The sequence below is a fragment of the Aeromonas sp. A35_P genome (assembly GCF_002259925.1).
In the GTDB taxonomy this organism is placed as follows: domain Bacteria; phylum Pseudomonadota; class Gammaproteobacteria; order Enterobacterales; family Aeromonadaceae; genus Aeromonas; species Aeromonas dhakensis.
In genome coordinates, this window is sequence record NZ_NEVB01000251.1 from 1 (window position 1) to 19,247 (window position 19,247).

Sequence of the window (19,247 nt, forward strand, 5' to 3'; positions counted from 1 at the left end):
GATGTAGTAGAGGGTTTCCGCCTTCTCACCCGCGTGGATCAGGGTGCTCTTGGCGGGATACTTATGAATGTGGCAGTGCGACAAGAACCATTCCAGGGTGGGATCGCTTTGCGGTTTGCCAATGACCATGAGAATTCCTCTGTAGTGTCTTTTTATGGACTCGTGCGTCCGGGCAAGCTGCCAACCTTGCCATTCCTTGTATTAGTCGCAGTAGGATAAGAGCCTTTGTCTGTGCTGACAAGGCTTTGAGGGCTTTTGCCAGCTCCCCTTGCAACCCCTGCTCAACCCCTGCTGCGCTCCGTTCGCCATTGTAAGGAAGCTGGGGGCATCAGATGTTGATTTTGATCTAGTTAGCCCGGAAGTTCGTGAAAATGGCGGATATGTGCCGCTGTCGCGCTGTCTGGGGTATGCTATGTCGGTCAGATCTGTCGTCATCAAGAGGAAAAGTGAAATGAAAGCCAAGGTCAGCTGGGTGGAAGGCATGAAGTTTGTGGGCGAGAGTGAGTCCGGTCACCAGGTGATCCTGGACGGCGCCAACCCCGGCGAGGGTGCCAGCCCGATGGAGATGATCCTGCTGGCGGTGGGTGGTTGCAGCTCAATTGATGTGGTCTCCATTCTGGAGAAGGCGCGTCAATCCGTGACCGCCTGTCATGTGGAGCTGGCCGGAGAGCGGGCGGACTCGGTACCGCGGGTGTTCGAGAAGATCCACCTCAACTTCGTGGTGACCGGCAAGGGGCTGGCCGAGAAACAGGTGGCCCGCGCGGTGGATCTGTCGATGGAAAAATATTGTTCAGTTTCCCTGATGTTGGAAAAAGCGGTAGAAATTACCCATAGTTATCAAATTGTTGAAGCCTGATAGCCGTGATTATTCCGATCGAATAACGCCATGACATAAGGAAAGTGCAATGAAAAAAATGATAGTGTTGCTCCCCCTGCTGGGACTGGCGGCCTGCAGCATGCCGCAGCCGACCCAATACCAGTTCAGCCAGTACCAGTGTGGTGAAGAGATGCTGGCCGTGACCTATGACGCCCAGGCCGACATGGTGCAGTTCCCCTATGCCGGCGTCTACCACAAGCTGGGCCGGGTCGAGGCGGAGTCCGGTGCCAAGTATTCCGACGGTGTCACCACCTTCTGGAACCAGGAGAAGCAGGCCATCCTCAGCCAGAAAGGGGTAACTCTGCTGACTTGCCAGCGCAAGTGACTGTCATGGTGTGATCGCAACGGCCTGCTTGATGCAGGCCGTTTTGCATTCAAAGGAAGGGATCAGCGGGTGGGCAGGGAGCCGAGCATCTTGGCGGCCAGCTGCCGGCTCAGCTGCTGGCGATCCCCTTCGGCGATGGCCACGTCGCTGGCCAGGGAGATGGCGCTGCTCCACACCGCCTGCTGGGTACGCCGGTCGAGCAGCACGATGGCCAGGGTCCCCTTGCGGGCATCGGCCTTGGCCTGCAGCCCCGGCGTCATGCCGAGGCGGGCGAAGATCTCGCCGTCGCTCAGATCCTTGCTGCCGGCCACCCCGATGGCGACCCAGAGGTCGGCCTCGTCGAGGGGCACGCTCTGCCACCCCTTGCTGCCCAGCGTCTGGTTGACCGCCTGCTGGACCGGCTCCAGCCAGCCCTCGGCGCTGTCGCCGGCATACTGGAACTGCTCGGCCAGCGCATAGCGCGGCGTCGCCCCGAACGGCCAGCTGGCCGCCGGGCGCACCACCATGGTGCCCGCCTCCAGGGTCGGTGCAGCGGGGCCGCTGCTGCAGCCACCCAGCAGGGCGGCCAATCCCACAGAGATAAATGCTAACCGCATCGTCAGCTCCTTGGCTCAGGTGATCTTGCCGGTTTCGAGCAGTTGCTGGATCAGCGGGCGCAGGATCAGCTCCATTGCGAAGCCCATCTTGCCGCCCGGCACCACTATGGTGTTCATCCGTGACATGAAGGACCCGTCGATCATCGACAGCAGGTAGGGGAAGTCCACCTGCTTGATGCCGCGAAACCGTATCACCAGCATACTCTCGTCCAGGCTCGGGATCACCTTGGCGCTGAAGGGGTTGGAGGTGTCCACCGTCGGCACCCGCTGGAAGTTGATGTGGGTGCGGGAGAACTGGGGGGTGATGAAGTTGATGTAGTCATCCATGGAGCGGACGATGGAGTCGGTCACCGCCTCGCGCGAATGACCGCGCTCCGAGGTGTCGCGAATGAGCTTCTGGATCCACTCCAGGTTGACGATGGGCACCACCCCGATGAGAAAGTCCACGTGGCGGGCCACGTTGTGTTCCTCGGTGACCACGCCGCCGTGCAGCCCTTCGTAGAACAGCAGGTCGGTGTCGTTTGGCAGGTTCTGCCAGGGGGTGAAGGTACCCGGCATCTGGTTGAAGGGCACCGCCTCGTCGAAGCTGTGCAGGTAGCGTCGATACTGGCCGCTACCGTTCTGGCCGTACTCCTGGAAGAAGCTCTCCAGCAGGCCGAAGTCGTTCGCTTCGGGGCCGAAATAGCTGATGTGGCGCCCCTGTTCGCGCGCCTTGCGGATCGCCACGTCCATTTCCGGGCGGGTGTAGCGGTGAAAACTGTCCCCTTCCACCACGGCCGCCTGATATCCGAGCTGATGAAACATGGAGCGAAAGGCGATGGTGGAGGTGGAGGTGCCGGCACCGGACGAACCGGTAACCGCAATGATGGGATGCTTGGCCGACATAGAATTCTCTCTTCCTTGGGAGTTTCCGTTATAAGGGCATGTTCCGAGTACGGTCAAGTGTGCGGTCTGACAGTACCACCGCGCAACTGCTTCGCTGGCGTGCCAGCATCGGCGGCAGACGAAAAAAGGGCTGCCATGGCAGCCCTTGCGACAAACAAGAGAAAAACTAGTCTGCCTGCTTGTTGCCGGCCGCAGGCTTGATCCCCACCAGCACGGCCCCCAGCAGGATAAACAGCACCCCGAGCGCCTTGCCCGGCTCCAGCGGCTCGGCGAAGAGCGGGATGTTGACCGCCAGCAGGTAGACCAGCGCATAGCTGGTGCTGAGCAGGGGGTAGGCGATGTTGAGCGGGGTGGAGTGCAGCGCCGCCAGCCAGCAGAGCAGCGACAGGGCGTAGCAGCCGATGCCGGCCAGGATCACCAGCAGCGGCAGCGGCTGGGCCAGCATCACGGCAAGATCCGGCTGCCAGGTCGGCAGCTGGATCGCCCCCCACTTCATGCCGAGCTGGGCCACCGTTACCAGCACTATGCTGCCGAGCACGTAGAGATACCCCTTCAGCGCCTGCTGATGGCCGCCGCTCATAGCAAACCTCCCAGCAGCAGGGCGCCCACTATGATGGCGCCCACCCCCAGCCAGTTGTGATAGCTGATCTGCTCGTGAAAGAACAGTCTGGAGCCCACCAGCACCAGCACCAGATTGATGCTGAGCATGGGGTAGGCCATGCCGAGCGGCAGCCTCTGCAGCAGGTAGATCCAGAGCAGCATGCCGCTGCCGAGGGCCGCCACGCTGGCGATGAGCCAGGGGGAACGCAGCTTCTGCCAGTGGTTGCAGGGGTGGCGCTGCCAGCTGATGACCGCCTGCTTTTGCAGCATCTGGCCGCTGCAGGTCAGCAGACACACCAGCAACAGCAGCAGTATGTCCATCACTGGGCCCCGTGGTAGATGAGCAGGGTCAGCCGGTGGCTGACGATGGTCTCGTCGGCAGGGGGCACGGGCCCGGTGTTGCCGTCGCGATCCGTCTTCATCAGCAGGGCTACCTGGCCATTTTTACGCGCCTCTGCCAGCCAGGCCGGGAAGTCGGCGCGGGCCACGTAGCGCCCCGCCGCATCCGGGTAGCCGAGGCCGTAATGCACCTCGCCCTTGCTGTCGAACAGGTTGATCTCGCTGCGCCGGGTGCCCCAGGCGAGGGAGGAGGCCAGCCCGACGTCGTTGGCCAGCAGGGTGCCTGACTTCATCAGCACGGCCTGATTGGCCTCGATGAAGCGCTCCGGCAGCTTGGAGTCGATCAGCGATTGCGGCAGTGCCCAGGGCAGGCCGATGGCCAGCACCATGGGGCAGAGCGCGCTCAGGGTCCAGCGCTGGTTGATGGCTTTGAGCTGAACGAAGCCAAGCAGACTCCAGCCGGCAAAGATGACCATGGCCACCGCCAGCGCACCGTGATCCTCCTCGCCGTAGACGGCGTGGCGGGGGGAGAAGGCCAGCACCGCCAGCACGATCAGGCAGATGAGGCCGAACAGGCCGTTCAGCCAGGCGTTGATCTTGAAGGCCCGCTCTTTCCCCTCCTGGAGCAGATCGACGGCGCTGGCGGCCATCAGCATGGCCAGCGGGGCGAAGCAGGGCAGTATGTAGGTGAGCAGCTTGCCCTTGGCCACGCTGAAGAAGAGGAAGGGCAACACCACCCAGGCCAGCAGGTAGAGGGTCTCCGGGCTTATCTTGCGCTCCTGCCAGCCCTTGCGCAGGGCGCCGGGCAGCAGGCCGAGCCAGGGCAGGGTGCCGAGCAGCCCCATGGGCAGGTAGTACCAGAACGGCGCCTTGTGCTGGGCGTTGTCGGCGGCGAAGCGCTGGATGTGCTCAACCCAGAAGAAGTAGTGCCAGTAGTCCGGTTCGCGCAGGTGCACGGCGATGGCCCAGGGCGCCGCCAGCACGGCCGCGCTCAGGATCGCCAGCGGCCCGAAGCGCACCAGCTCGAGCAGACGGCGTTGATAGATGACGTAGGGCACTATGACCACCACCGGCACCGCCAGGGCGATGAAGCCCTTGGTGAGAAAGCCCATGCCGCAGGCGAGGCCGAACAGCAGATAGCCGCCGACCCGGCTGGCAAGGGAGCCCTCCTTGCGGATGATGTAGAAGCTCACCATGGCGGCGTTGAGCCAGAGGGTCACCATGGCGTCCAGCACGCTGTAGGTGCCGATGTCGTAGACGATCAGCAGCGACAGATAGATGAGTCCGGCGAGGAACGCCTTGCGCCGGCACTGCCACAACTGCAGGGCGAACCAGAAGATGAGCACGGCACTGAGGCCGGTGGCGGCGGCCGAGGCGAAGCGCACGCCGAAGTTGGTGTCACCGAACAGCTGCTGGCTGATGCTGTTGAACCAGTAGCCGGCGATGGGCTTCTCGAAGTAACGCAAGCCCAGGAAATGGGGGACGACCCAGTCTCCGGTGCTCACCATCTCCCGGCTTATCTCGGCGTAGCGGTTTTCGTCCGGACTCCAGAGCGGCCGCTGGTCGAGCGGCAGCAGGTAAAAGAAGAGAAAGAACAGGGGCAGGGCCCACTTGGTCAACGTCATGACATCCTCTGTTGCATGGTGTGATTAGCGCTATGGTTAGTCCTGCCACCCGAGGTGGCGTCATTCATCTCAGGCCTCGGCCTTGCAGCCGAGCCAGCCCTCCCGTCCGGGCAGGGCGCCGCGTACCAGCCGGCCGGTGGGCAGCGTGGTCGGGTCGGATGGTAACAGATCCCCGAGCGGCACGAAGCGGATGCCGCGCGCCCTGGCGTCGCCGAGCAGGGCATTGAACTGATCCGCCATCACGATCCCTTCCACTTCGGCGTGGATGGTGTAGACGTGGGGGCCCTGCGCCGGCGGGGTCGCCAGCTGATCCAGCAGAAAACGGTTGAAACCGTCGACCGTCACCTGATGGCCCACCACCTCGTCGAAGGTGGGCAGGTTGACCGGGATCTGCGGGGTGCCGGGACGACCATCCTGCAGCAGGGGCCGAAACAGGCCGCTGCCGCGACAGTCGCTGTTGTAGCGAAAACCGAACTGCTCCTTGGCCTGGGTGGTGAGCGGGTCGGCCCGCCAGCCGGCGGCGGCGGAGCAGTCCACTTCGCGTCCCAGGATCTGATTGAGCGCATCCACCCCGAGCCGGATCTGGCGAGTCAGCTCGGCTTCGTCCCAGCGCCCGGTGTTGGCCTGCCAGCCGTGGTGATCCCAGGCGTGCAGCCCCACCTCGTGACGGGCGCTGTCGGTGTCGCGCATCAGGGAGCCGAGCTGCTTGCCGATGGACTTGCCGGGCCAGGCGGTGCCGGCCAGCAGGATGTCCAGCCCATAGAGGGATGCTGCGTTGGAGCGCAGCATCTTCAGTAGAAAGCGGGGTTTTAGCAGGCGCCACAAGTGGCGCCCCATGTTGTCCGGTCCGACCGAGAAGAAGAAGCTCCCCTTGACCTGATGCTTGTCGAGCAGTTGCAGCAGGCGGGGCACCCCGTCACGGGTCCCCCTGAAGGTATCGACGTCGATCCGCAGACCTACCTCAGTCATGCTCGACTCCCGAGGTGACCGCTCCTTGCAGGAAGAAGTCCAGGGTGTTGCCTATGGTCTCTTCCATCTCGATGGTCGGTTCCCAGTCCAGCAGGCGGCGGGCATTGGCGATGCTCGGCCGGCGGTGGGAGACATCCTGATAGCCGTCACCGTAGAAGGACTTGCTCTCCACCAGCTTGAAGCCGGCGAACGGCGGGAACTGGTCGCGCAGCGGGTGAGCCTCGAACTTGGCGAGCAGGATCTCGGCCATCTGCTGGATGCTGGCCTCGTTGTCCGGGTTGCCGATGTTGATGATCTGGCCGTCGCAGCGGTTCTCCTTGTTTTCGATGATGCGAAACAGGGCCTCGATGCCGTCCTCGATGTCGGTGAAGCAGCGCTTCTGGGCGCCGCCGTCCACCAGCTGGATCGGGGTGCCGTCAACCAGGTTGAGGATCAGCTGGGTGATGGCGCGGGAGCTGCCGATGCGGGCAGAGTCCAGGCTGTCCAGACGCGGCCCCATCCAGTTGAAGGGACGGAACAGTGTGAAGTTGAGCCCCTCTTTCTTGCCGTAGGCCCAGATGACGCGGTCCAGCAGCTGCTTGGAGACCGAGTAGATCCAGCGCTGCTTGTTGATGGGGCCGACGATGAGGCGGGAGCTGTCTTCATCGAAGCTGTGATCGTCGCACATCCCGTACACCTCGGAGGTGGAGGGGAAGATGATGCGCTTGTGGTACTTCACGCAGTAGCGGACGATCTTGAGGTTCTCCTCGAAGTCGAGCTCGAACACGCGAAGCGGGTTGCGGGTGTACTCGATGGGGGTGGCGATGGCCACCAGCGGCAGGATCACGTCGCACTTCTTGATGTGATACTCGATCCACTCGGTGTGGATGCTGATGTCCCCCTCCACGAAGTGGAAGTTGGGGTGACCGATGAAACGATCCACCGCACTGGAGCCGATGTCGAGGCCATAGACCTCGTAGCCGCCATCCTGGAGCAGGCGCTCGGTCAGGTGGTTGCCGATGAAGCCGTTGACGCCGAGGATCAGCACCCGGGTCAGCCGCGCCTTGCGCAGGGCATTGCTCGCCTTGGCGCCGACCTTCATCCCTTCCACCAGCCCCAGTTCGCGGGCCAGCTGGGCGCCGCGTACATAGAGCCCCCCTTCGGCCTGACCGGCCACGATCTCCAGCACCCCTTCACCGCAGGCGATGCGCAGCGGCTCCTGGCTCAGGATGGTGCCCGGCTGCTTGTCGCTCTGCTGGGCCAGCCAGTGGCTCTTCCACACCGTCAGCTTGCGATCGCCGGCGAAGCTGAAGGCGCCCGGGTAGGGCTGAGTGACGGCGCGCACCAGGTTGTGCAGTTCGCGGGCCGGGCGGTGCCAGTGCAGCTCGCCATCGGCCGGGGTGCGGCGGCCATAGTAGCTGGCCTTGCTCTCATCCTGCGGGGTGAGGCGGATGTCGCCGGCGCGCAGCTTGGGCAGCTCCTGCTCCAGCAGCGCCCGAGCGGCGAGGCGCACCTTGCCGTGCAGGGTCAGCGCGGTGTCGTCGTCGGCAATGGCTACCGCCTGCTGGGCGACAATGGCGCCGGCATCGGGCTTGGCGGTCATCTGGTGCAGGGTGATGCCGGTCTCGGTCTCGCCGTTGACCAGGCACCAGTTGATGGGCGCGCGGCCGCGGTAGGCGGGCAGCAGGGAGCCATGCAGGTTGAAGGCGCCGACGGTCGGGATGTCGAGGATCGCCTGCTTGAGCATGTTGCGGTAGTAGAAGGAGAAGAGGGCCTGGGGCGCCATCTCCTGAATGCGCTCGATCCAGAGCGGGTGGTTCACGTCCTCGGGGGAGTAGACCGGCAGGTTGTGTTCGGCGCAGAGCTGGGCGACCGAGCCGAAGAAGCGGTTCTCGCCCGGATCGTCGGCGTGGGTGAAGACGGCCTGGATCTCGTAGCCTGCCTCGAGCAGGGCCTCGATGCCGGTGCAACCGATATCGTGATATGCAAAGACGACGACTTTCATTGTTCAGCTTCCTGTTGCGAAGGGGTGGTGGCGGTGCGCACGATCCGGTGGATGAAGTAGCGGGGACGGGCGCGCACGTCTGTGTACATGCGGCCTATGTACTCTCCCAGCAGCCCCATGCCCAGCAGCTGCACGCCGACAAAGGTGAAGAGAATGGCAAAGAGGGTGAAGACGCCATCGGCGGCCCAGTCGGCGCCCAGAATGAGGCGCATCAGGATCAGCAGGATGGAGAAGGTAAAGCCGATGCCCGCCACCACGCTGCCGACGATGCTGAGCAGACGCAGCGGGGTGGTGGTCATGCAGGTGACCAGGTCATACATCAGGTTGATGAGGTGCATCAGCCCGTATTTGGACTCGCCGTGAGCCCGCTCGGCATGGCCCACTTCCAGCTCTATGGTGCGGCGGGCGAAGCTGTTGGCCAGGATGGGGATGAAGGTGCTGCGCTCCTGGCAGCAGAGCATGGCGTCGATGATGTGGCGGCGATAGGCTCGCAGCATGCAGCCGTAGTCGCTCATGTGCACGCCGGTGGCCTTTTGCACCGACTTGTTGATGAGCTTGGAGGCGGTTTTGCGAAACCAGGAGTCCTGGCGGTTGCGGCGCATGGTGCCCACCACGTCGTAGCCCTGCATGGCGGCTTCCACCAGGCGGGGGATCTCCTCCGGCGGGTTCTGCAGATCCGCATCCAGGGTGATCACCAGATCTCCCTTGGCGGTCTCGAAGCCGGCCATGATGGCGGCGTGCTGGCCGTAGTTGCGGTTGAGCAGCACCCCGACCAGCTTGCTGCCCTCGCGGGCGGCGGCTTCGCTGATGAGCTCGGTTGAGCCGTCGTGGCTGCCGTCGTCGATGAGGATCACCTCGTAATCCTGCGACAGCTGATCACAGGCGGCGGTGACCCGGCTCAGCAGCACGGGCAGGCTGGCCTCCTCGTTGTAGACGGGGATGACCACCGAAACCAGCTTGATGTCAGTGTTGTTCACGTTGCATTACTCCAATATGTCGATAAGGGCTGCGACCACGCGGTCAACGTCGGCCAGCGTCATGTCCGGGAAGAGTGGCAGGGTGCACAGGCGTGAGGAGTTCCACTCGGTATGGGGCAGGCTGAGGGTCGGGTAGCGTTCGCGGTAGTACTTCTGGGTATGGGCTGCCCGAAAGTGCAGACCGGTGCCGATGCCGCGCTCCTGCAGCGCCTGCATCAGCTGATCCCGATCGAGGCCGCAGCGCTCGGGGTCGACCCGCACCATGAACAGGTGCCAGGCGTGCAGGTGGGGGTAGCCTGGCACGGCGAGCGGTGCCAGCGGCAGGCCGGCCAGCCGCTCCTGGTAGCGGGCCACCAGTTCGGCCCGTTTGGCATTGAGCTCGGGCAGGCGCGCCAGCTGCACCAGGGCGATGGCGGCGTTGATGTCGGCCAGGTTGTACTTGAAGCTAGGGGTGATCACCTCCGCCTGCGGCTTGCGGCCCAGGCTCATGCGATCAAAGGCATCCACTCCCAGGCCGTGGAATTTGAGCATCCGCACCTTGTCTGCCAGCGCCTTGTCGTCGGTCACCAGCATGCCCCCTTCGGCGCAGGTCATGTTCTTGATGGCGTGGAAGGAGAATATGGCGGTGCCGCTGGCGCCGATCCAGCGCTCCCGGTAGCGGGTGCCGACCGCGTGGGCGGCATCCTCGATGACCGCAATACCGTGCCGGCCGGCCAGCTCGAGGATGGGGTCCAGGTCGATGGGGGCGCCGGCATAGTGCACCGGGATGATGGCCTTGGTCCTGGCGGTGATGAGCGGGGCGATCAGCTCGGCGCTGGTCATCAGGGTATCCGGGTCCACGTCGACGAAGACTGGCTCGGCCCCCAGCAGGGTGATGATGTTGATGGTGGAAACCCAGGTCTGTGAGGGGGTGATCACCTCGTCTCCCGGGCCTATGCCCAGCGCCATCAGGGTGACGTGCATGCCGGCGGTGGCGGAGCAGAGGGCGACGGCATGCTGGCAACCGAAGGTATGGCAGAATTGCTGCTCCAGCTCATGATTCTTCGGGCCCGTGGTGATCCAGCCCGATTTCAATACATCACAGACAGCACTTATCTCGGCATCGCCCATGGCTGGCCGTGAAAATGGCAGAAAATCTTGCATATGAGATCCAACAAAGAATATTAATCAGCGCCCACGAAATTGGGCTCCCCCAAACGGTTTTACTCAACATACGGATATAAAAGCGGGCCTGCAATGGTCCAGAAACAGCTGGTAACAATTAACTGGTGCGGACATCTTAGGTAATGTGATAAATATTTATAACCCCCCAAACTCTTTGTTTTTCCAAATTACAAATTCTCTGACATTTTGGTTGTATCAATATGAACATTACTGTATTTGGAAGTGGCTACGTGGGCCTGGTTCAGGCCACCGTGCTGGCCGACGTCGGTCACCAGGTCATCTGTGTCGATGTCGATGAACAGCGGGTGGCTGCCCTGATGGACGGTCATGTCCCCATCTATGAACCCGGGCTCGACACCCTGCTGCAACGCAACATCAAGAGCGGCGCCCTGGTGTTCACCACGGATGCCGTACAGGCTGTCGAACACGGTGATGTGCAGTTTCTGGCGGTGGGGACGCCACCGGGGGAAGATGGCTCCGCCGACCTGCGTCATGTGCTGACGGTGGCCGAGACCATCGCCCTGCATCGTGACCGGCCCGTCATCATAGTCAACAAGTCCACCGTGCCGGTGGGCACCGCCGACAAGGTGACCGCCAGGGTGAAGGCCATCTTGCAACAGCGGGATAAGTCGTTCGCCTTCGACGTGGTTTCCAACCCCGAATTTCTGAAAGAGGGCTCCGCCATCCAGGACTGCCTGCGGCCGGATCGCATCGTGGTCGGGACGACCAACGAGGCCTCCCGCCAGCTGATGCGCGAGCTCTACGAGCCGTTCAACCGCAACCACGACCGTATCCTGTTCATGGATGTGCGCAGCGCCGAGCTGACCAAGTACGCCGCCAACTGCATGCTGGCCACCAAGATAAGCTTCATCAACGAGATGGCCGGCCTGGCCGAGCGGGTCGGGGCCGACATCGAGATGGTGCGCCAGGGGATAGGTTCGGATCAGCGCATCGGCTATCAGTTCATCTACCCCGGCTGTGGCTATGGTGGCTCCTGTTTTCCAAAGGATGTCAAAGCCTTGCTGGCCACGGCCCAGGAGCTGGAGTACGACACTCCGTTGATCCGGGCGGTGGAGCGGGTCAACGAATTGCAGAAATCACGGCTGTTTCAGCTGCTGTCAGCGTTCTTCCTGGCGGAAGGGGAGACCCTGGCCGGCAAGACCATCGCCCTGTGGGGGCTGGCGTTCAAGCCCAACACGGACGACATGCGCGAGGCGCCGAGCCGGGCCCTGATGGAGGCGCTGTGGCAGGCCGGTGTGACCGTACAGGCTTATGATCCCGAGGCGATGCAGGAGGCCCAGCATATCTACGGCAACTGCGACAAGCTGCGCTTGATGGGTACCAAGGAGGCTGCGCTGTTTGGGGCGGATGCTCTGGTGATCTGCACCGAGTGGAACCACTTCAAGGCTCCCAACTTTGCCGCCATCAAGCAGGCGTTGAAGTGTCCCCTGATCGTGGACGGTCGCAATCTGTTTGATCCTGGCCGCATGAAAGATCATGGGTTCCATTATTACGCCATCGGCCGGGGTGAATCGGTAATGAAATAACAACAGGTAATATCAGGCCGCCATCAATAATCATCTGCATGGCGGACTAATCTGCTGGGTATTGGCTGAAACGAGATATAGTTCTCACTATTTTTATGGTTAGTGCGAGCTGTTGTCATAATAATTTAATATTGTGATCTACTTCGCTTTATTTATTCTATTTTGTCGATATGGCCCGGCGCTTAATTATTGCGGTCACTCATGTCATTATCCGCTGCCGGGGAGAGAGGACTGGCCGCGCTAGGGCCCTGGGTGTTTGCAGAACCGGCATGAACAAGATTTGGCAAGGTGGCAGCAATGCCAGTCAACATGGCCCTGCGCAGTTGCGCAGGGCCATGTTGTTTTATCGGGTGCAGGGAGATCCGGCGGGAACAGACAGGGAGAAGGGCTGCCAGGGTGGCAGGCCCGCAACGGCGATGGGCAGGCTATTGCTGTAGGTCGTCCACCTGCGCCCTGTCGAGGGTCGCCTTGGGCACTATGTTCACGCTTTCGTGCAGTTCGCTGTACACGATCACCGCCACGCCCTGCTGCAGCTGAGCTCTGACATCGTCGACCTTGTCGGCCAGACTGACATCCTGTTCGCCATACTCGGTGCCTTCCTGCAGCACGAAGTGCTCGAGCAGGTTGTTGAGGGTGTCTGCATCCAGCTCTTGCCAGGGGATTATCATGGTTTCATCTTCCGTTACCAGAGAACGGGTATTGTCTATCTGTGGTCGGCCAGCGCAAGGGATTTATCTGGCCGCCCGCCGATGAGGTGAGAGAGCGGCCGCCATGGCTACCGGCTCGTACCTTGAGTCTGCTCCTGCAGCCACTGGCTGATCCGCTCCTCCAGCCAGAATCTTGGCCGCCAGGGCGTACCGTGCAGAAAGCCCACGTGGCCGCCCCACCGGCTCAGCTCGTAACGCACCATGGGGGAGAGCTGCTCCGCCTGCGGGATCACCGCGTCGGTCATGAAGGGATCGTCGGCGGCATGGATCACCAGGGTGGGGATGGGGATCTGCGCCAGCATCCCCAGACCTGAGCAGCGCTGGTAGTAGTGAGCGGCGCTGTCAAAACCGTGCAGCGGCGCCGTGACTTGTTCGTCGAAGTCGCGCAGGGTGGCGATGGCGCGCACCTGCTGCGGCTGCCAGCGGGCGCTAGCCGCCGCCTGCTGCCGGATCTTCTGCTGCAGGTTGTGGCGCATGGTGCGCAGCAGATAGCTCTGATAGACCCGCGAGAAGCCCTGATTGACCCGATCGGCGCAGCTATCGAGCCGCAGCGGCGCCGAGATCACCACCGCCGCCTTCAGCTCGCGCGGGCAGGCGCGCGCCAGCAGATTGACCAGCATGTTGCCCCCCAGCGAATAGCCGATGGCGATGAGCGGCTTGCCGGGAAAGCGGCGGCCGAGCTCGGCGATCACCGCTTGGGCATCCTCGATGGCACCGGAGTGATAGGCCTGCAACAGCCGGTTTGGCTCGCCGCTGCAGCCGCGAAAGTGCATCAGCACCGCTTCGTTGCCCTGGCGCTGCAGGTGAGCGAACAACCCCTTGGCATAGTGGGAGTGAATGCTCCCCTCCAGCCCGTGAAACAGCACGATGAGCGGTCGCTCATCCTGGCTTGTCTCGCCGCTCCAGGCGAGATCGACGAAGTCGCCGTCCGCCAGCTCGAAGCGCTCGGCCACAAAGCGGGCCGGTTGGCGGCGCAGCCACTTGGGCAAAATGGTTTGCAGGTGGGGATTGCGCGCCCACCAGGGGGCGTGAAAGTGGCTTTCGATCAGCATGCTGGGTCCGGGACAGAAAAGGAAACGGCGAGCAGCCTGGCAGCTCGCCGTCGGGATCAGGCCGGCAGGCTGTCGTGGTGCTCGGCACCGCGCAGCATGGCCTGGATCAGCTCGTTGGCTTCAAACTTGGTCAGCGCCTCGTGGGCACCCACCTGGTGGGCCCGCTCCACGCTGATCTCGCTCGAGAGCGAGGTGTGCAGGATGATGTAGGCACCCGCCAGTTTGGCGTCGCTCTGCACCTCGAAGGCCAGCTCATAGCCGTCCAGCCCCGGCATCTCGATGTCGCTCACCAGGATGTCGATGGGGGTCTTCTGGGCGGCCCGGGTCTGCATCAGGGTCAGCGCATCCTTGCCGTTGGTGCACACCTCGTAGGGGATGTTGATGTAGTCCAGTGCCGCCATCAGCTGGCGGCGGGCGACCGAGGAGTCGTCCACCAGCAGGATCCGCATCGGCTTGATCCGCTCCCGTTGCACATCGGTCAACACCGGATAGAGGTGGCTGGGGTCGTCCGGGTAGACCCGGGAGAGGATCAGCTCCACGTCCAGCAGCTGGATCAGCTGGTCATTGACCCGGGTCACGCCGGTCACGAACACGTTGTGACCGAGGGAGGCGGGGGGCGGCGCTATGTCGCGCCAGTTGCATTCGGTGATCTTGTCGATACCGCGCACCAGAAAGCCCACCAGGGTGCGGCGGCAGTCGGTGATGATGATGAAGCAGTGCGGCATCTCTTCCTGGCTGATCGGGCGATAACCCACCGCCATGGCCATGTCGATCACCGGGATGGTTGTGCCACGCATGCTGGCGGCACCGAGCACGGTTGGGTGCGAGTGCGGCATGGCCGTCAGCTGGGTGTAGGGCACTATCTCTTTTACCTTGAGGGTGCCGATGGCGAAGGATTGCTTGGCCGAGAGATGAAACAGCAACATGCCCTGGGATTGGTTGGCCTTGCTTTTCATGGCAGATGTCCTGTGAGTCAAAACGGTATCAGTCGATTCAGGCCCCTAGCATAAAGGATTATAGGAGAAATGGCCCTTCCGTTATTAACGACCGTTTGCCGTAAAACTGGACTCATTTTATCCATTTATTGCGGCGATCCGCCCTGTTGCGAAGCGCCGGGGGCCGAGCTGCGAGGGGGCGGTCAGACCGCGAGCAGGGTCGCCAGCGGGCAGCCGAGCCACTGCTGGCAGGCGCGATCGAGGGCGCTCTCATCCTCGTAACCGAGCTTGCTCGCCACCTGAGGAGCCTTGCTGCCACTTTTGAGCAGACGCACCGCCTGCAGCAGCTGCCACTGCGCCCGCAGGGCATCGGCCGCCAGTGCCGGCTCGTTGAGACCGCGCTGCGCCAGCGCCTGCTGCCATGCCTCGTTGCCGCCAGCCTGGCCTCCGGCCAGCCCCTGCCAGGCAGTCTGCAGCCCAACATCCGCCTGTGGCTGGATGGGGCAGCCCTGCAGCTCGTCCTGCAGTACCTGCAACCGGTGACCGTAGGCGCCGTGCCAGTCGCGGGGGCGCTGCCAGTCGGCCAGGCTGTCGAACAGGGGATCCAGCAGCGGGCCGGGTTGCAGCCATCCCGCCTGGGCGGGCTGGTCGACACGCACCGAGCAGGTCAGCAGATCGTAACGGCAGCCGGCCAGCGGGCTGAACGCGGCCAGGGCATCGGCACAGAGCCAGAAGTGGCTTCCCGCCGTCAGCAGCAGCTCATGGGCGCCGAGTCGCAGCAGCGCCGCACCCCGTGCAATCCGCAGCAGTTGCCCTGCCGGCACGCGTTTGCGAACGCCGACTTGCAGATGGGGGGTGAAAAAATGCTGATGTTCGATGGCGTGATGCATGTAAAAACCCTGATATGATGCTGCCCGGAGGTAACGAAAATGGAAACCAGACGTAAAAAACGCTTCATTGCCGGGGCTGTCTGCCCGGCGTGCGGCAAAATGGACACCATGATGCTGTATATGGAGCATGGAGTCGAGAAGGTGACCTGCGTCGAGTGCGGAGACACCCAGGTGCAGACCGAGGCCGAGGTGGCCAGGGTGACCCGTGAGACCGAGCAGGTGATCGGGGTTTTTCGCCCGGAATAATGGAGGGGTAGAGCGTGGACTGTACCTATCCCTCGGGCTGATGGCGGTCGCCGGCCTGCACGGGCCAGCGAGCCGCTCACTCCCATGAGTGCTGGCCAACGGGATGGCGGGCGGCTTTGCATTGCCATCCCCTGCTGACTTTTTCATCACGACCGAGCCGGGCCCACCATATGCTTGTCTGCCTTTTTGAGGTATTCTGGGCCCGTTTTTTTCTATCCGCAGGATCCCTGACATGAAAGTAGCTCCCCTGAGCGTGGTTACGCTGGAATACACGGTCACCGACGAACACGGTGAAGTCATCGACACCACTGTCGGTAAAGAGCCTCTGGTGTATCTGCACGGTACCCGTTATCTGGTCTCCGGCCTCGAAGCCGAGCTGGAAGGGCGCAGCGTGGGCGAGGCGTTCGACGTCACCCTGACGCCGAGCCAGGCCTATGGCGAGTACGACGAGAACCTGGTGCAAGAAGTACCGGGCGAGCTGTTCGACGGCATGGAAGTGTCTGAAGGGGATACTTTTGTGGCCGAGACCGACGAAGGCCACCGTCCGGTGACCGTGGTCGAAGTGTCCGAAGAGTTCGTCAAGGTGGATGGCAACCATCCGCTGGCCGGCGTGACCCTGGGCTTCAAGGTCGAGATCAAGGACGTGCGCGCCGCCACTGCCGAAGAGCTGGCCCACGGCCACGTGCACGGTGCCGGTGGTTGCGGTCACGACCATGGCCACGACCACGATCATGGTCACGACCATGAGCACGGCGGTTGCTGCGGCGGTGGCCATCACGGCCACGATCACGGTCATGACCACGGCGACGACCATGGTCACGGCGGCTGCTGCGGTGGCGGCGGTTGCGGTGGCAAGGGCCATCAGCACTGATCACGGCATGGCCGATGATAAAAAAACCCGCGCCTGGCGCGGGTTTTTTTATGGCTGCGCACTCAGTAGTGCGGCGGTGGGGTCTCTTCGGCCATGCTGGCGATCTGGCTTGGCTGCACGCTCTGCAGCTTGTCCATCAGCAGCTGGATCCGATGCTTGAGCCGATCCAGCTCGCGCCCCTGGGTGGTGACCTCCTCGTTGAGTTGCTCCACCGTGTATTCGGCGAAGGCGAGGCGGCTTTCCAGGGTTTCGAGGCGATCGTTTAATTGCTGACTCATGGGCCTTTTGGTCCTTACTTGATAGTCCAGATTTCGGCCAGGCCGCTGGAGCTGGCACTGACAAGGTTGCTATTGTCGCGCAAAGCCACGCCGTAGACCACTGCGCTCGGCGGTTTCACCTTGGGATGGGGCGAGACGCGCCAGCTCTGCAGCAGGCTGCCGTCGCTCACCTGCCACAGGGAGAGCTGGCGGGAGGGGGCGCCGGTGATGAGCCACTTGCCGTCGTTGGCAAAGCGCGCCGTGGTGTAGACCTCGAAGCGGTGATCGAATTGCAGCCGGCTCAGCTCCTTGCCGGTTGTCAGATCCCAGATGCTGGCCTGGCGGCTGTCGGCGGTGAAGGCGAGCCGTCCGCTCGGGTCGAGTCGGGCCAGTACCACCCGGCCGGCGTGGTTGAAGCGCCACACCACCTGGCCGCTGCGGGTATCCCACAGGTAGGCGCTGTAGTCGTTGCCGCCGGTGAGGGCGTAACGGCCGTTGGGGGAGATGTCGACTGTGTTGACCTGCTCGGTGTGGCCGAGGAATTGCAATCTGCGGCCGGTGCGGGTGTCCACCACCTCCGCCTTGCCGTCTTCCCGGCCGATCAGCACCTGGCGGCCGTCGGCGGAGAGGGCGATGTCCCTCAGCCTGGATTCAGGAAGCGAATAGTAGCCTTGGGACTGGCCATCCTTGAGGCGCCAGACTCCGAAGGTATTCAGGCTGGCGGTCACGGCGTGGCTGTTGTCCGCCGAGAAGCGGGTAATGATGACGAAGTCGTCCGGATTGTCGGACTGGCGCCAGCGCCAGCGCTCCTTGTCCTGCTCCAGGTCCCACACTACCGTGCCCTGGCCCAGGCTGGAGACGATGGCCTGTTTGCCGTCACTGGTCAGATCGGCGCTCAGCAGCCCCTGGCTGGCGAGGGTCAGTTGCCGGTCTGGCGATGAGCTCTGTTCGCAGCCTGTCAGTATCAGGCAAACCGCGACGAGATAAATGGCACTTTTTATCATTTTTCCTGTCTCATGCTTTCGTTACCTGCGATCACGGCGTTAGTATAAGGCGCTTATCACGATAAACCTCTCATTTCACGAAGGAACCGAGAGCGGTATTTAGAGTTTTGGAGAAACTGATGAACAATTTTCTGAAGGTGTCCCTGTTGGCTGCGGCGGTTGCCGTAGGTCTGACTGCTTGCCAAAAAGACGAGAAGACTGCTGCGAATACCGCAGAGGTCAAGGCAGAAGCCAGCAAGCCGGCAGAGGCCCCCAAGGCTGACGCCAAGAGCTTTGAAGAGCAATCCGGCTATGCAATTGGCCTCTCCATGGGTCGTTATATCGCCAATACCCTGGAGCGCCAGCAGGAGCTCGGCATCAAGCTGGACAATGCCGTGATCCTGAAGGGCGTCACCGACGGTCTGGGCAAAGAAGCCAAGATGACCGACGAGGATATCCAGAAGGTTCTGCAGCAATACGATGCCAAGATCAACGAGTTGACCAAGGCCAAGGCTGACAAGGATGCGGTGGAGAACCTGAAGAAGGGTGAAGAGTACCTGGCTGCCAACGCCAAGAAAGAGGGCGTGAAGAGCACCGAATCCGGCCTGCAATACCAGGTCGAGAAGATGGGTACCGGCGCCAAGCCGAAGGCCACCGACATCGTCAAGGTACACTACACAGGTACCCTGACCGACGGCACCAAGTTCGACAGCTCCGTCGATCGCGGCGAGCCGGCCACCTTCCCGCTCAACCAGGTGATCCCGGGTTGGACCGAAGGCGTGCAGCTGATGCCGGTCGGTTCCAAGTTCAAGTTCTTCCTGCCGTCCAAGCTGGCCTATGGCGAGCACGGTGCAGGCTCCATCCCGGCCAACGCCGTGCTGGTGTTCGACGTTGAGCTGCTGGCCATCGAGAAGCCGGCTGCCGATGGCGAGAATGCCAAGAAGTAAACGGCCCGCGTTGAAAAAACGGCTCCTTAGGGAGCCGTTTTTGCTTGTATATCCTGCCGAATGGCGGGATAAAAGAGAGAGTCGCCAACTGTGCTAAGATGGCGAAATAGACAACAAAATCAATCCTGATTACCCATGACCCTCAGCCAGCTTCAAGAGCCGATATGGCATCGGAGGGCTTGCCACGACTGCATGCCCCAATTCAACCAACATGCTTTTGAGGTCAAAACGATGATTAAACCGGAAGCAGTATTCAGCAAGATGTCTCGGTAAATGCTTCGCTCCGAGCGTATGGCAACTGCCCCGCAGCGAGTTCTTCACATTCCCTATCATCGTGTTTACCCAGTTGAATGCCGGATGATCCAGCAAGTCAAGGTTGCCCCCGGTGACAACACCCAGGTGCTCACAATTGGCCTCCTTCACCGCCCTGAAACAGGCCAATCCATCGGATATCACCGCGCTACCACTGGC

At 62.4% G+C, this 19,247-nt stretch carries 22 protein-coding genes and 1 pseudogene; 6 read left to right on the top strand and 17 right to left on the bottom strand.

Going from position 1 to position 19,247, the window contains the following annotated elements; genetic code table 11:
• Positions 1 to 129 (bottom strand): annotated as a pseudogene (locus CAK78_RS20810) (cAMP-activated global transcriptional regulator CRP); the annotation flags it as partial.
• Positions 130 to 451: 322 nt separating this feature from the next.
• On the opposite strand from CAK78_RS20810, the gene CAK78_RS20815 reads away from it, so the two are divergent.
• On the top strand, positions 452 to 856 hold the full coding sequence (locus CAK78_RS20815; RefSeq protein WP_005304045.1) for an OsmC family protein: 405 nt from the start codon (positions 452 to 454) through the stop codon (positions 854 to 856).
• Positions 857 to 905: 49 nt separating this feature from the next.
• Positions 906 to 1,202, top strand: a complete 297-nt coding sequence (locus CAK78_RS20820; RefSeq protein WP_017763891.1) for an MliC family protein — start codon at positions 906 to 908, stop codon at positions 1,200 to 1,202.
• Positions 1,203 to 1,264: 62 nt separating this feature from the next.
• On the opposite strand, the gene CAK78_RS20825 is transcribed toward CAK78_RS20820, so the two are convergent.
• The 9 genes from CAK78_RS20825 to arnB form a co-directional block, all read right to left on the bottom strand.
• Positions 1,265 to 1,798, bottom strand: coding sequence for a DUF4136 domain-containing protein (locus CAK78_RS20825; RefSeq protein WP_094698556.1), 534 nt, complete (start codon positions 1,796 to 1,798; stop codon positions 1,265 to 1,267).
• A gap of 15 nt (positions 1,799 to 1,813) precedes the next feature.
• The gene (locus CAK78_RS20830; RefSeq protein WP_019840217.1) at positions 1,814 to 2,683 is read right to left on the bottom strand and encodes a phosphoribulokinase; all 870 of its coding nucleotides are present in this window, start codon (positions 2,681 to 2,683) and stop codon (positions 1,814 to 1,816) included.
• 166 nt (positions 2,684 to 2,849) lie between these two features.
• Positions 2,850 to 3,263 carry a 4-amino-4-deoxy-L-arabinose-phosphoundecaprenol flippase subunit ArnF gene (gene arnF / locus CAK78_RS20835; RefSeq protein WP_094698557.1) on the bottom strand — a complete coding sequence of 138 codons (414 nt, stop codon included), beginning with the start codon at positions 3,261 to 3,263 and terminating at the stop codon, positions 2,850 to 2,852.
• Complete coding sequence (locus CAK78_RS20840) at positions 3,260 to 3,604, bottom strand: EamA family transporter (RefSeq protein ID WP_094698558.1); 345 nt, start codon at positions 3,602 to 3,604, stop codon at positions 3,260 to 3,262. The genes arnF and CAK78_RS20840 overlap by 4 nt, the downstream gene beginning before the upstream one ends.
• Positions 3,604 to 5,247 (bottom strand): lipid IV(A) 4-amino-4-deoxy-L-arabinosyltransferase, encoded by a 1,644-nt coding sequence (arnT, locus tag CAK78_RS20845; protein ID WP_094698559.1) that lies wholly within the window; start codon positions 5,245 to 5,247, stop codon positions 3,604 to 3,606. The genes CAK78_RS20840 and arnT overlap by 1 nt, the downstream gene beginning before the upstream one ends.
• Positions 5,248 to 5,316: 69 nt before the next feature.
• Positions 5,317 to 6,216, bottom strand: coding sequence for a 4-deoxy-4-formamido-L-arabinose-phosphoundecaprenol deformylase (gene arnD, locus CAK78_RS20850; protein ID WP_094698560.1), 900 nt, complete (start codon positions 6,214 to 6,216; stop codon positions 5,317 to 5,319).
• Complete coding sequence (arnA, locus tag CAK78_RS20855; protein WP_094698561.1) at positions 6,209 to 8,200, bottom strand: bifunctional UDP-4-amino-4-deoxy-L-arabinose formyltransferase/UDP-glucuronic acid oxidase ArnA; 1,992 nt, start codon at positions 8,198 to 8,200, stop codon at positions 6,209 to 6,211. Before arnA ends, arnD begins: the two co-directional genes overlap by 8 nt.
• The gene (gene arnC / locus CAK78_RS20860) at positions 8,197 to 9,177 is read right to left on the bottom strand and encodes an undecaprenyl-phosphate 4-deoxy-4-formamido-L-arabinose transferase (RefSeq protein WP_017782079.1); all 981 of its coding nucleotides are present in this window, start codon (positions 9,175 to 9,177) and stop codon (positions 8,197 to 8,199) included. The genes arnA and arnC overlap by 4 nt, the downstream gene beginning before the upstream one ends.
• Before the next feature lie 6 nt (positions 9,178 to 9,183).
• Positions 9,184 to 10,320 (bottom strand): UDP-4-amino-4-deoxy-L-arabinose aminotransferase, encoded by a 1,137-nt coding sequence (gene arnB / locus CAK78_RS20865; protein WP_094698562.1) that lies wholly within the window; start codon positions 10,318 to 10,320, stop codon positions 9,184 to 9,186.
• Between the two features lie 221 nt (positions 10,321 to 10,541).
• On the opposite strand from arnB, the gene CAK78_RS20870 reads away from it, so the two are divergent.
• A complete protein-coding gene (locus CAK78_RS20870) occupies positions 10,542 to 11,888 on the top strand; it encodes a UDP-glucose dehydrogenase family protein (protein ID WP_094698563.1) in 1,347 nt (448 codons plus the stop codon).
• Between the two features lie 425 nt (positions 11,889 to 12,313).
• On the opposite strand, the gene CAK78_RS20875 is transcribed toward CAK78_RS20870, so the two are convergent.
• The 4 genes from CAK78_RS20875 to CAK78_RS20890 all read right to left on the bottom strand — a co-directional run bounded on the left by CAK78_RS20875 (position 12,314) and on the right by CAK78_RS20890 (position 15,472).
• Complete coding sequence (locus CAK78_RS20875; protein WP_094698564.1) at positions 12,314 to 12,556, bottom strand: YheU family protein; 243 nt, start codon at positions 12,554 to 12,556, stop codon at positions 12,314 to 12,316.
• A 107-nt stretch (positions 12,557 to 12,663) separates the two neighbouring features.
• Positions 12,664 to 13,647, bottom strand: coding sequence for a hydrolase (locus tag CAK78_RS20880; protein WP_094698565.1), 984 nt, complete (start codon positions 13,645 to 13,647; stop codon positions 12,664 to 12,666).
• Between the two features lie 56 nt (positions 13,648 to 13,703).
• Positions 13,704 to 14,603 carry a chemotaxis protein gene (locus CAK78_RS20885; protein ID WP_005304001.1) on the bottom strand — a complete coding sequence of 300 codons (900 nt, stop codon included), beginning with the start codon at positions 14,601 to 14,603 and terminating at the stop codon, positions 13,704 to 13,706.
• 182 nt (positions 14,604 to 14,785) lie between these two features.
• A complete protein-coding gene (locus CAK78_RS20890) occupies positions 14,786 to 15,472 on the bottom strand; it encodes a hypothetical protein (RefSeq protein ID WP_094698566.1) in 687 nt (228 codons plus the stop codon).
• Between the two features lie 39 nt (positions 15,473 to 15,511).
• Between CAK78_RS20890 and CAK78_RS20895 the strand changes: the two genes are divergently transcribed.
• Both CAK78_RS20895 and CAK78_RS20900 read left to right on the top strand, forming a co-directional pair.
• Positions 15,512 to 15,718 carry a YheV family putative zinc ribbon protein gene (locus CAK78_RS20895; protein ID WP_005303994.1) on the top strand — a complete coding sequence of 69 codons (207 nt, stop codon included), beginning with the start codon at positions 15,512 to 15,514 and terminating at the stop codon, positions 15,716 to 15,718.
• Positions 15,719 to 15,950: 232 nt separating this feature from the next.
• Positions 15,951 to 16,589, top strand: coding sequence for an FKBP-type peptidyl-prolyl cis-trans isomerase (locus tag CAK78_RS20900; RefSeq protein ID WP_005303992.1), 639 nt, complete (start codon positions 15,951 to 15,953; stop codon positions 16,587 to 16,589).
• Positions 16,590 to 16,651: 62 nt separating this feature from the next.
• Here the strand turns inward: CAK78_RS20900 and CAK78_RS20905 are convergent, their stop codons facing one another.
• Together CAK78_RS20905 and CAK78_RS20910 are read right to left on the bottom strand one after the other, a co-directional pair.
• Positions 16,652 to 16,867 (bottom strand): SlyX family protein, encoded by a 216-nt coding sequence (locus CAK78_RS20905; protein WP_094698567.1) that lies wholly within the window; start codon positions 16,865 to 16,867, stop codon positions 16,652 to 16,654.
• 14 nt (positions 16,868 to 16,881) lie between these two features.
• Positions 16,882 to 17,850 (bottom strand): WD40 repeat domain-containing protein, encoded by a 969-nt coding sequence (locus CAK78_RS20910; protein ID WP_094698568.1) that lies wholly within the window; start codon positions 17,848 to 17,850, stop codon positions 16,882 to 16,884.
• 119 nt (positions 17,851 to 17,969) lie between these two features.
• Here CAK78_RS20910 and fkpA point away from each other — a divergent pair, with 119 nt between their 5' ends.
• Positions 17,970 to 18,776 (top strand): FKBP-type peptidyl-prolyl cis-trans isomerase, encoded by an 807-nt coding sequence (fkpA, locus tag CAK78_RS20915; RefSeq protein WP_094698569.1) that lies wholly within the window; start codon positions 17,970 to 17,972, stop codon positions 18,774 to 18,776.
• Between the two features lie 129 nt (positions 18,777 to 18,905).
• Here the strand turns inward: fkpA and CAK78_RS20920 are convergent.
• A partial coding sequence (locus CAK78_RS20920; protein WP_141214109.1) for a transposase occupies positions 18,906 to 19,247 on the bottom strand: 342 nt, incomplete at its 5' end.

What these genes read in the sequence shown, in the direction of transcription:
- CAK78_RS20815 (WP_005304045.1), top strand. Translation starts at nt 452, where the DNA reads ATGAAAGCCAAGGTCAGCTGGGTGGAAGGCATGAAGTTTGTGGGCGAG.
- CAK78_RS20820 (WP_017763891.1), top strand. Translation starts at nt 906, where the DNA reads ATGAAAAAAATGATAGTGTTGCTCCCCCTGCTGGGACTGGCGGCCTGC.
- CAK78_RS20825 (WP_094698556.1), bottom strand. Translation starts at nt 1,798, where the DNA reads ATGCGGTTAGCATTTATCTCTGTGGGATTGGCCGCCCTGCTGGGTGGC.
- CAK78_RS20830 (WP_019840217.1), bottom strand. Translation starts at nt 2,683, where the DNA reads ATGTCGGCCAAGCATCCCATCATTGCGGTTACCGGTTCGTCCGGTGCC.
- arnF (WP_094698557.1), bottom strand. Translation starts at nt 3,263, where the DNA reads ATGAGCGGCGGCCATCAGCAGGCGCTGAAGGGGTATCTCTACGTGCTC.
- CAK78_RS20840 (WP_094698558.1), bottom strand. Translation starts at nt 3,604, where the DNA reads ATGGACATACTGCTGCTGTTGCTGGTGTGTCTGCTGACCTGCAGCGGC.
- arnT (WP_094698559.1), bottom strand. Translation starts at nt 5,247, where the DNA reads ATGACGTTGACCAAGTGGGCCCTGCCCCTGTTCTTTCTCTTCTTTTAC.
- arnD (WP_094698560.1), bottom strand. Translation starts at nt 6,216, where the DNA reads ATGACTGAGGTAGGTCTGCGGATCGACGTCGATACCTTCAGGGGGACC.
- arnA (WP_094698561.1), bottom strand. Translation starts at nt 8,200, where the DNA reads ATGAAAGTCGTCGTCTTTGCATATCACGATATCGGTTGCACCGGCATC.
- arnB (WP_094698562.1), bottom strand. Translation starts at nt 10,320, where the DNA reads ATGCAAGATTTTCTGCCATTTTCACGGCCAGCCATGGGCGATGCCGAG.
- CAK78_RS20870 (WP_094698563.1), top strand. Translation starts at nt 10,542, where the DNA reads ATGAACATTACTGTATTTGGAAGTGGCTACGTGGGCCTGGTTCAGGCC.
- CAK78_RS20875 (WP_094698564.1), bottom strand. Translation starts at nt 12,556, where the DNA reads ATGATAATCCCCTGGCAAGAGCTGGATGCAGACACCCTCAACAACCTG.
- CAK78_RS20880 (WP_094698565.1), bottom strand. Translation starts at nt 13,647, where the DNA reads ATGCTGATCGAAAGCCACTTTCACGCCCCCTGGTGGGCGCGCAATCCC.
- CAK78_RS20885 (WP_005304001.1), bottom strand. Translation starts at nt 14,603, where the DNA reads ATGAAAAGCAAGGCCAACCAATCCCAGGGCATGTTGCTGTTTCATCTC.
- CAK78_RS20890 (WP_094698566.1), bottom strand. Translation starts at nt 15,472, where the DNA reads ATGCATCACGCCATCGAACATCAGCATTTTTTCACCCCCCATCTGCAA.
- CAK78_RS20895 (WP_005303994.1), top strand. Translation starts at nt 15,512, where the DNA reads ATGGAAACCAGACGTAAAAAACGCTTCATTGCCGGGGCTGTCTGCCCG.
- CAK78_RS20900 (WP_005303992.1), top strand. Translation starts at nt 15,951, where the DNA reads ATGAAAGTAGCTCCCCTGAGCGTGGTTACGCTGGAATACACGGTCACC.
- CAK78_RS20905 (WP_094698567.1), bottom strand. Translation starts at nt 16,867, where the DNA reads ATGAGTCAGCAATTAAACGATCGCCTCGAAACCCTGGAAAGCCGCCTC.
- CAK78_RS20910 (WP_094698568.1), bottom strand. Translation starts at nt 17,850, where the DNA reads ATGATAAAAAGTGCCATTTATCTCGTCGCGGTTTGCCTGATACTGACA.
- fkpA (WP_094698569.1), top strand. Translation starts at nt 17,970, where the DNA reads ATGAACAATTTTCTGAAGGTGTCCCTGTTGGCTGCGGCGGTTGCCGTA.